Raw genomic sequence first — 8,256 nt, 5'->3', positions numbered from 1 at the left:
CATTTTTTCCGGGCTATACTAACAGTAACTATCTCTAGCCCTGATGATTACGTCAAGTCTGGCTGAAATGAGAACATCCTCAAAGCCATACACAGACTGCCTTTTTAATTTTCGGACAGGTCTATTGTTATCCCTAGAGGTTTATGGGGTTTGCTGGTAGCTCATCAATGCCATAATTCTCGTGTATGGTCAAAAGCAGATATTGAAATTATGCAAAAAGGGGCGCAAACTTTAGCAACAAACTCTAAGACTTTAGAGAGTTAAAGAAAGTTAAATTTTTGATTTTTTATGGATTCTAACCCCGCATTATATCAAACTATAGCCAGTCACATTCTCACCAGTCCCCAAAAACGCATTACCTTTGCTGAGTACATGGACATGGTGTTATATCACCCAGACCAAGGCTATTATTCCAGTAATGCAGTTAACATAGGTTTTCAAGGTGGTGATTTTTTTACCTCATCGAGTTTATGTGATGATTTTGGTGAATTACTGGCTGTTCAATTTTACCAAATGTGGGAAAATTTAGATAGACCAAAATCTTTTGATCTGGTAGAAATGGGAGCAGGAATAGGTGTTTTAGCTTCCCAAATTCTCAATTATCTAAAAATTAATTATTCAGACTTTTTTGATGTCATAGAATATATTATTATTGAGAAATCACCCAGTTTAAGACAGGAACAACAACAAAAATTACAGGAATTTTCTGTGCGCTGGTTAAACTTAGAAGAAATCACACCTAACTCAATCATAGGTTGCTTTTTTTCTAATGAATTAATTGATGCTTTTCCTGTGCATCAGTTCACCATAGCAGAGGGAAAACTGCAAGAAATTTATGTAACTACATCCCAAGACCTAACCCCCCAACCGCCTTCCCTACAAGAGAAGGGGGATAACAATAATTTCCCTCATCTTGTAGGAGAGGGGTTAGGGAAAAAGTCAAATATTGAATTTATCGAAGTTGTTGGGGAAGCATCCACACCGCAGTTAGCAGAATATTTGCAGTTAGTGGGGATTGATATCAGCCAAAATGCTTATGAAGAAGGTTATCACAGTGAAATTAATTTAGCCGCTTTGGACTGGTTGAGTATAGTGGCTGACTGCTTGCAGCGCGGGTATGTGCTAACAATTGATTATGGCTACCCTGCAAGTCGTTATTATCATCCCAGGCGATCGCAAGGAACTCTACAGTGCTACTACCAACATCGACATCATAATAACCCATACATCAACATCGGAAAACAAGATATCACCGCCCATGTTGACTTTACAGCTTTAGAAAAATGGGGAAAACGATGCGGTTTAAATCAAGTGGGTTGGACACAACAAGGTTTATTTTTGATGGCTTTAGGTTTAGGAGAAAGAATAGCCGCCCTTTCCTATCAACAACAATCCATATCACAACTACTCAAACGCCGGGAAGCACTACACCAACTCATCTCCCCAGAAGGACTAGGTAACTTTGGGGTTCTCGTGCAAAGCAAAGGATTGACAGAAACAGAAACTAGGCGATCGCTCCAAGGACTAACTATACCAGAGTAGAGGGGATTGGTGATTCAATTTTGGATTTTGGATTTTGGATTTTGGATTGTTTTTCTTAACTCCAATCTAAAATCTAAAATCTAAAATTATCCTGACTCCTGACATTAAAACTATATTTGGTGAATCCTGATATCCGTCTTTCTTGGACTAGGATAACAGTGATTACTTCAAGTTAAAAACCTTGGCAAAGAAACAACTATGAATACTCATGATCTGATTGTCTTAGTAACCCTACTTAGCCCCGGCATCCTACTATCAGTTGTCATTATGGCAACTTTCGCAGCCGGAGGCTAATTTCTGGGGATTGGTGATTGGTGACTGGGGACTGGGGATTGGTGACTGGGGACTGGGGATTGGTGACTGGTGACTGGTGACTGGTGACTGGTGACTGGGGACTGGGGACTGGGAAGATAAATAACCCAATTACCAATTACCAATTACCAATTACCAATTACCAATTACCAATTACCAATTACCAATTACCAATCACCAATTACCAATCACCAATTCCCTTTTTACTTACGATTTACCAAAGGAACGTGAAACATGAAGGTGGCATTTCTGGGAACTGGATTGATGGGACTACCGATGGCTCAAAGGTTATTAGCTGCCAATATAGAGCTAATTGCCTACAACCGCACCCCAGAAAAATTAGCACCATTACAAGCAGCAGGGGCAGCAATTGCCACAAAACCCCGTGAAGCAATTCGTTCTGCTGACTGTATAATTCTTATGCTATCTAACGCCGCAGCTATTTATCATGTCTTGCTCACAGATACTTCTTGGCATACTTTATCAGGACGCAGCATCATTCAAATGGGGACAACTACTCCCCAAGAAAGCCAAGAAATCAGAAATGCGGTAGTTGCGGCTGGTGGTGAATACATAGAAGCGCCTGTACTCGGTAGTATCCCAGAAGCGGAAACTGGCAAATTAATTGTCATGGTGGGTGGTGAAGAAGAACAATATCAACGCCATGTCAAATTACTATCAAATTTTGGACCCGATCCTGTATACATTGGACCTGTAGGATCAGCAGCATCCCTGACTTTAGCACTCAATCAACTCATTGCTTCCCTCACTACTAGCTTTGCCCTGAGTCTGGCTTTTGTCCAGTTGCAAGGCATTGATGTAGAATTATTTATGCGAGTCCTGCGGGACAGTAAACTTTATGCGCCTATCTTTGATCAAAATCTAAACCGGATGTTAGATGGCAATTATTCCAAAGCCAACTTACCCACCAAACAATTGATCAAAGAAATAGATTTATTTATCTCTGAAGCTAAATCCCTTGGTTTGAATCTCAGCAGTATTGAGGGTGTAAAACACATCTTACAGTCAGCAATGAAAATGTCCTATCCAGAAGATGATTATTCTTCTGTTTTCCCCGCTATTCGAGAATGGGGTGAAGCCAGCGGAGAGTAGGGGACAGGTGACAGGTGACAGGTGACAGGGTTAAGATGAATAACCCAATTACCAATTACCAATTACCAATTACCAATTACCAATCACCAATCACCTTAAAATGGAATGTCGTCTGGATCGGGTTCTGCTTCTGTCGTGGGTTGATAGGATGGAGGTTGAGAACTTACAGGTTGATAGGTAGGCTCTGGGGTGGTTGGTTGGGGTGCGGGATTTGTAAATGTTGTAGTTGGAGTTTGTGCAGGTCTGCTTGATTGATGATTGACAATCTCTAGGGGACGTTGTGCTGCTGGTTGATCCGTTGGTACACCTTTGCTTAAAGCATGAATCCGTTGTACTGTCAACTCAGCACGTTTTTCTTTAAATCCTTCGGGACGCTCAAAAGTATTCATCCCTAAGCGTCCTTCGATGATCACGCGATCACCTGGATGATAATTTTGATGAATGTCTTTGGCTAAGTTACCCCAACTTACCACTTTTAACGGATGTGAGGGATCATCTGGCCGCAACCCCGCTACATGAACTATCATTTCTGTTATTTCCAAACCGTCGGGTGTGTGTCGCAGTTGGGGAGCATCATAAATTTCTGCCATTAAAATACAACTGTTCATAGTATTTCCTCCTATTAACTCAAACTTTACAATATTCGGGAAATTAATGATCTCAATTTAGCTTAACAGCCAAATTACACATAGCAGAAGTCAGGAGTCAGGAAAACCCTCTTTTAATGGGAGTTTCATGAATGCCTTATGCCAGACTGGGCTAACGATTGAGGCCATAACAGACTTGAGAGGTGCTAATTTAAGTAAGGCAAATTTGTTCAAAGCAGAAATGAGTAGCACAAATATCATGGGTGCAAATTTGCGTGAAGCTGTAATGCCTGATGGCACAGTTCAATATTAGGTGACTGGTGACTGGTGACTGGTGACTGGGGACTGGGGAAGAAAATTTTAGATTTTAGATTTTAGATTTTAGATTTTAGATTGGAGATCACAAAAACAATCCAAAATCCAAAATCCAAAATAAAAAACTCCTGCCTCCTGCCTCCTGAATATTACTCCCCAGTAATAGAAAGTTCACTTACCCAAACTCTAGGACAAACTCCCCCTGGTGTTAATTCCGCTTCCTTCTCTACATAAACAATAGATTTTAACAACTCCAGAAAATCACCTGCTACCGTTGCTGACTCTATACTAATTTTTTCACCTTTATTCACTAACCAACCATCAAAAGGCAAAGAAAACGAACCTTGTAAAGCTTTAACACCTGCATGGAGAGCTTGTAAATCATCAATTAAAATCACATTTTCCGCAGTTTCTAAACTTAATTCTTTTTCTGGTGTACCAGCGCCAAAAACATGATAAAAATTGGGACCAACGCTCACCTTTGCACCAATACTAGCATTACCTGTAGGTTGGGCATTTAACCGTTTTGCAGTTCCTGCACTATGTAAAAAGCTGGTTAAAACACCTTTTTCTATTAACTTTACTTGACGGGTTGGTGTACCTTCACCATCAAAACTTTCTGCACCCACATTGGCAGGATGTAAAGCATCATCATAAACTGAAAGTAAAGGTGAAGCAATTTCTTTACCGATATCTTCAGTTGTGGATAAACTTTGATTATCCAGAATATTTTGGGCATTAAATAAATTAGAAAATGCACCCAATAAACTCAAGAAAGCTTCCGCAGAAAAAACCACTTGATATTTACCAGTTTTGATTTTTTCATAATGCAAATGACTGATAGTTTTATCTGCTGTTTCTTTGATACAACCAGCAATATCTAAATCAGCTAAATTTTCCTTAACTCGATATGCTCCTGCACTGCGGGGTTTTTTCCCTTCTTCCTCGGTTTTACTATACAGATAAACTGAAGCAAAATAATGAGATTCCGTTCTTAAAGCACCATCACTATTAAGATAAAAACGGTCAATATCTCTTTGTGCTAAACCATTATAAGGCACTCCTGTAATGGCAGGATGAGCAGCTAAAAGTTCTTTTTCTGCTACTAATAGTTTTTCAATTAGTTCAGAAACAGGTGCTTGGGGTGCTTTTTCTTTAGGAGTGTATTCAATGGGAATTGTTGCTTGTGGACTAAAATCAGGAACGTTTTCTTTCACTCCAAAAAAACTTGCTTCGTAGGCAGTTTGTAAAGCTAATTCTAATCCTTTGGGATCTACATCTGTGGTACTGGTGACACCCATTGTATTTTCTTCATTCCAAACTCGAACTGTGACACCAGAACGGTTGGAAGCTTTTACTTGTTTGGGTTCTCCTTGGTCAACTTGCACGCTAGTATCGTCTACAGTTGAACCGTAAATGTCAAATTTTTTAATGCCTAGTTTTTGGGCGTTTTCTTGGGCGTATTTAGCGATTTCTTGAATGTTAGACATGATGCAATTTTGGATTTTAGATTTTGGATTTTTGAACGCAGATGAACGCAGATAAACGCAGATGATATGGTTTATCTGTTTTCATCGAAATGACTTTTATTTGTTGTTTTATCTGCCGCCGACGGTGATGGAATCAACTTTAATATGTGGTTGTCCTACTGTGGTGTAAATGCTGCCACTAACAGAACCACAAAAACCAGGTGCTAGTTCTAAATCTTTGGAACATAAGGAAATTTTGTTCATGATTTCTTTTGCTTCACCGATGAGGGTAGCACCTTTTAATGGTTTGGTAATTTTGCCATTTTCTATTAAATAAGCTTCGTCAACGCTAAAGTTAAATTGACCGGTTGCGCCTACACTTCCACCACCCATTTTTTTACAGTAAATACCTTTATCAATGGAAGCAAATAAATCTTCGTTGCTGTATTCGCCGGTATCAATATATGTATTTCTCATGCGACTTGCAGCCGCAAAGGTGTAATTTTGACGGCGACCACTGCCTGTTCTGGGGTGTCCAGTTCTTACTGAACCGGTTCTGTCAGCTAGGAAGTTTTTGAGAACGCCTTTTTCTATTAATAATGTTCTTTGGGCGGGCATTCCTTCGTCATCCATATCAATTGTGCCGAAGGCGTTGTCTGAGCGTCCTTCATCCCAGGCTGTTAAACTTTCATGGGCGATTTTTTCGCCTTTTTTATCTGCAAATGGTGTGGTTTTGCGTTCTATTTGGGTGGTTTCTAATAGGTGTCCGCAAGCTTCATGGAATATTACTCCCCCAAAATGATTGGCCATGATAATGGGGTAATTTCCTGATTCTACGTAATCTGCATATAGCATTTTACCCGCAGATTCGGCAATTTGTTCGGAAGCTTGTTGATAATCCCAGGTTTTCAGGAAGTTGGGGTCACTGGTGTTTCCTGAACGTTCACCGATGGAAGCACGGTTGGCACCATCAGCGCACAGAAGATTAAAGCCGACTGACTGGGTGAGGCGAATATCACGGGCAAATGTGCCATCACTGGCAGCAATTAATACTTCTTGCCAGTCACGGAAGTAAGTAGCTCGGCGAGACTGAACGTGGGTAGCTTTTTTGTTGAGTTGGGTAGTACCATCAAGAAGGATTTCTCCCATTTCGCGGATGGAACTGCATAAGGGGAGCCAGCCATCTTTACCGCGTTTGGTGGCGTAGTCTCTCAATAATTCTAGGTTGATTTCGGGGATGAAAGCAGTTGGTCCTGGCAGTTGTAATCCCAGGATGGAAAGACCTTTTTCTAAGGCTGCTTTTAGTCCAGCAAATGTCAGGTTATTGGTGCTAACGTAACAGTCGGCTTTGCCTCGAAATACTCTCACTCCTGCACCACTGGCTAAACTGGGTGAGATGCTGGTGATGGTGTCGTCTTCTGCTAAACAACTAATGTAGTTACGACGTTCTAAGAAAAATTCTACAAAATCTGCACCAGCAGCGCGTCCTAGTCCCAAAAGGGTGGCCAGGGGCGCTTCCCAGGTGTCGTCGAAGCGTTCTGTTGTTGATGAATACTGTAAACTGGGGAGTTGATTGGAAAGAAGTAGGGTATTTGTAAGCATGAATGGCCTCGTCTGCTGGCTTTTTGACTGAAAATATCCTGGTGTGTTTAGTCTAACAAATCCATCAAAGTCACTGTGGGCATTTAGGCTGTAGAGGTTTCCTCACTTTATTATCTTGGTTTTTTTTCTCACGCAGAGGCGCAGAGTCGCAGAGAGGTATAAGTAAGAGGTATAAGTAATTTGTATGGGATTTGGGAAAAAAAAGATTTCTATCAATAAGGGTGGGTGTTTTCTCAAGATTATTGAGAATGATGTCAATAATTTAACGAGTTTTGGTAATTTCAGCTAGGGGGTTGACAGTTGTTCTGAGTTTTGCTATATTTTTATTATATCTAGAAATCTGTCCGCGCCATATATAACAGGTTTTAGATAACAGGTTTTGAAGTGTTGAAGTTAAGATTCGCAGGATTTAAGAATTTGCATACTGGAATTTTCTGTAATTTTCTATAGTTTGATGAGAATTTGGTAAGATGAGAGAATAAATTAGGATTTTGGTTTTTTGATGGTTTGAGGTTAGAAGCGATGACTCAGGAATTGATAGACCTCAGAAATAATATTTTACAAGGACGTTACGCAGAAGCTTTAGAAATTGTAGATGAATTGGCAGGAATGAGTAAACAAGCTATTCTGCGAAATATCCAATCTTATTTAAAAATTTTATTGATTCATTTGATTAAAAATCAAGTGGAACAGAGATTAACTGCATCTTGGGTTGCTTCTATTCGTAATGCTATTAGAGAAATTAAAAAGATAAATTTGAAGGATAATAAAAAATCCTATTATGTGAATGAAGATGAATGGACTAATTTAATTGAGGAAGAAGTAATTGAGGATGCGATAGTTGACGCTAGTTTTAAGGTAACGAACGGTAAATACAGTCGTTCGCAGCTTGCAGGAATTATAGATAAAGATGAAATTTTAGCTACTGCAAATAAATTGTTGTCTTTAACTTATGTTTATTCTTCTAAGGAGTTACCAGCAATTATGGATGATTATATCGCTCAGTTGGTTGGTGGAGATGATTGGCAGTAAAATTGATTAATGATTATTATGATAAGAAATAAAAAAATGGGATTTTGTCTGAATCAGGATGTCCAAGATTTGAGGATGTACAAGATGAGATTTTATGTATTGTTTTTGGGGATTCTTGAATGTGGGTGGAAATTAAGATGTTGAAGATTGAAAAATTGGTTCATCAGTACATAGTATGCTAAACTAATATTTAAACTTCCAAGTAAGCAAACATCTTAATCGGAAATTATCAAAATTTCTAAATCCATAAGCAGAACGTTTAATCAACTTGAGTTTGTTGTTAA

Annotated in this window: 9 protein-coding genes; 4 read left to right on the top strand and 5 right to left on the bottom strand. The window is 39.4% G+C overall.

The window, feature by feature from the left end:
• The first annotated feature begins 288 nt into the window (after window positions 1-288).
• On the top strand, window positions 289-1,542 hold the full coding sequence (locus tag FFR48_RS22700; RefSeq protein WP_137668932.1) for a class I SAM-dependent methyltransferase: 1,254 nt from the start codon (window positions 289-291) through the stop codon (window positions 1,540-1,542).
• 265 nt (window positions 1,543-1,807) lie between these two features.
• Here FFR48_RS22700 and FFR48_RS22695 read toward each other — a convergent pair whose 3' ends face one another.
• On the bottom strand, window positions 1,808-1,972 hold the full coding sequence (locus FFR48_RS22695; RefSeq protein ID WP_162501942.1) for a hypothetical protein: 165 nt from the start codon (window positions 1,970-1,972) through the stop codon (window positions 1,808-1,810).
• Between the two features lie 116 nt (window positions 1,973-2,088).
• On the opposite strand from FFR48_RS22695, the gene FFR48_RS22690 reads away from it, so the two are divergent.
• Window positions 2,089-2,967: an NAD(P)-dependent oxidoreductase gene (locus FFR48_RS22690; RefSeq protein ID WP_137668931.1), complete on the top strand. Its 879-nt coding sequence runs from the start codon at window positions 2,089-2,091 to the stop codon at window positions 2,965-2,967.
• Window positions 2,968-3,062: 95 nt separating this feature from the next.
• Here the strand turns inward: FFR48_RS22690 and FFR48_RS22685 are convergent, their stop codons facing one another.
• Complete coding sequence (locus tag FFR48_RS22685; protein ID WP_096565217.1) at window positions 3,063-3,575, bottom strand: single-stranded DNA-binding protein; 513 nt, start codon at window positions 3,573-3,575, stop codon at window positions 3,063-3,065.
• Window positions 3,576-3,702: 127 nt separating this feature from the next.
• On the opposite strand from FFR48_RS22685, the gene FFR48_RS22680 reads away from it, so the two are divergent.
• Entirely contained in the window at window positions 3,703-3,867 is a 165-nt protein-coding gene (locus tag FFR48_RS22680; protein ID WP_137668930.1) for a pentapeptide repeat-containing protein, read from the top strand.
• Window positions 3,868-4,018: 151 nt separating this feature from the next.
• Here the strand turns inward: FFR48_RS22680 and FFR48_RS22675 are convergent, their stop codons facing one another.
• Together FFR48_RS22675 and FFR48_RS22670 are read right to left on the bottom strand one after the other, a co-directional pair.
• On the bottom strand, window positions 4,019-5,359 hold the full coding sequence (locus tag FFR48_RS22675; RefSeq protein ID WP_137668929.1) for a TldD/PmbA family protein: 1,341 nt from the start codon (window positions 5,357-5,359) through the stop codon (window positions 4,019-4,021).
• A gap of 108 nt (window positions 5,360-5,467) precedes the next feature.
• Window positions 5,468-6,940, bottom strand: coding sequence for a TldD/PmbA family protein (locus FFR48_RS22670; RefSeq protein ID WP_137668928.1), 1,473 nt, complete (start codon window positions 6,938-6,940; stop codon window positions 5,468-5,470).
• 522 nt (window positions 6,941-7,462) lie between these two features.
• Between FFR48_RS22670 and FFR48_RS22665 the strand changes: the two genes are divergently transcribed.
• Complete coding sequence (locus FFR48_RS22665) at window positions 7,463-7,972, top strand: DUF29 family protein (RefSeq protein ID WP_137668927.1); 510 nt, start codon at window positions 7,463-7,465, stop codon at window positions 7,970-7,972.
• A 183-nt stretch (window positions 7,973-8,155) separates the two neighbouring features.
• On the opposite strand, the gene FFR48_RS22660 is transcribed toward FFR48_RS22665, so the two are convergent.
• Window positions 8,156-8,256: transposase (locus tag FFR48_RS22660; RefSeq protein ID WP_137668926.1), on the bottom strand; the 101-nt coding region annotated here is incomplete at its 5' end.

The organism is Sphaerospermopsis reniformis (assembly GCF_005402885.1).
In the GTDB taxonomy this organism is placed as follows: domain Bacteria; phylum Cyanobacteriota; class Cyanobacteriia; order Cyanobacteriales; family Nostocaceae; genus Sphaerospermopsis; species Sphaerospermopsis kisseleviana.
The sequence above is the reverse complement of the archived record's forward strand: the minus strand, read 5'-3'. Positions and strand labels throughout refer to the sequence as shown.